The sequence below is a fragment of the Phenylobacterium sp. genome, from assembly GCF_036263695.1.
GTDB lineage: Bacteria > Pseudomonadota > Alphaproteobacteria > Caulobacterales > Caulobacteraceae > Phenylobacterium.
Genome location: NZ_DATAGM010000479.1, coordinates 1 through 1,533, shown reverse-complemented (window position 1 = coordinate 1,533; position 1,533 = coordinate 1). Strand labels below are relative to the sequence as shown.

The window sequence follows — 1,533 nt, the reverse complement described above, 5'->3', positions numbered from 1 at the left end:
CGGGTTGTTGACGCTGGCGGTGATGTGCCCGCCGACGAGCTGGGCCGCGACGTCGCCGCCGCCCTTGTAGGGGATGTAGGTCAGCTTGGTCCCGGTCGCCTGCTCGATGGCGGCCGTGATGATCTGGTCTTCCTGCTTGGAGCCGGTGCCGCCCATCTTGAACTCGTTCGCGCTGCCGGCCTTGGCGGCGTCCACGAACTCCTTCGCGGTCTTGTAGGGCGCCTTGGCGTTCACCCAGAGGACGAACTCGTCGAGCGCCAGCATCGCGACCGGCGTCATGTCCTCCCACTTGAACGGGACGCCCGTAGCGAGCGGCGTCGTGAAGAGGTTCGACAGGGTGATGATGATCTTGTGAGGGTTGCGGTTGGAGCCCTTCACGTCGAGGAAGCCCTCGGCCCCGGCGCCGCCCGCCTTGTTGATGACCACCAGCGGCTGGGACATCAGGCTGTGCTTCTGGATGATGCCCTGGAGCACCCGCGCCATCTGGTCGGCGCCGCCCCCGGTGCCGGCCGGAACGATGAACTCGACCGCCTTGGTGGGCGTCCAGGCAGCCTGTGCAGCCCCGCCCGCGAGACCCACGGCTGCCAGAGCAAAGGCGACGGATTTTCCGAGCGAACGGAGCGCTGTCATGTCGTCTCTCTCCCTTCGGTCCTCGTTCGTGCGAGGCCGATCTTCTTAGAGTTTCGATGGTATTCTGTATCCCAGGCGCGTGCAAGCGGCGGATATTCTTGCATTGCGGCAATCGAGGCCGGCAGTTTTGCTGCGCCGCAGCATCGCCCGCAAGTATTCCGGACGGCGGTGCAGTGACGAGGAGGCCCTGAGCCGCCTCCCTCAGGCGTAGCCTTCAGCACAATGGAGGCGGAAGCGCCTCCTGTACCGTCGACAGGCTCGGGCGGCGGTGCCGCTTTCCGCGCTGACAGGAGCTGACGAGCAGCCCTGGTCTTACCCGAAAGTCGGGTGGGATAGCCCGGCCTGGCAACGGCGACACGGTTGCGGTCGGATTCGGCAGGGGTCCCCCGGCTTCTCGCTGCGTGTCGAGCGCCACGCTCGAGCGGCGCCTCCCCTCCACGAAGGCGGATCGCCGCCGAAGCGAGGGGAGATTGCCCGAAAAAAATCGAGCCTCCTTCGAACCTCTTCTGCGCCTGGCGCGACCAATGGCTGTCCGGGACGCAATCAGGCTCCCGGCGACAGACAGACGACCAGGAGAGCATCATGAACACCCGTTCGCTTCGCAACGTCGCCCTCGCCCTCGCGCTCGGCATCACCGCCGTGGGCGCCACCTCGGGCACCGCCTCCGCCGGCGGCGGCTACATGCCGAAGGGCCCAGGCAAGATCGCCATGCCGCACAAGTTCCCGAAGCCGCACGGCCCGCACTGGCACAAGGGCAAGAAGTGGGGCTACGGATACGGCTGGGGCCCCGGGATCGGGATTGGCCTCGGAGCGGCCGCGCTCGGGATCGCCGCCGCCCACGCCTACGACGATTGCTACGTGAAGCGCGTCGTGAACGTCTACGGCGACGTGTTCTACCGGAAG

2 protein-coding genes are annotated in these 1,533 nt (G+C 67.0%); one reads left to right on the top strand and one right to left on the bottom strand.

Going from position 1 to position 1,533, the window contains the following annotated elements; genetic code table 11:
* Positions 1 to 630 (bottom strand): tripartite tricarboxylate transporter substrate-binding protein (locus tag VHK87_RS19210; protein WP_329636505.1); only part of this gene is annotated, 630 nt, incomplete at its 3' end.
* A 582-nt stretch (positions 631 to 1,212) separates the two neighbouring features.
* On the opposite strand from VHK87_RS19210, the gene VHK87_RS19205 reads away from it, so the two are divergent.
* On the top strand, positions 1,213 to 1,533 hold a 321-nt coding region (locus VHK87_RS19205), incomplete at its 3' end, for a hypothetical protein (RefSeq protein WP_329636504.1).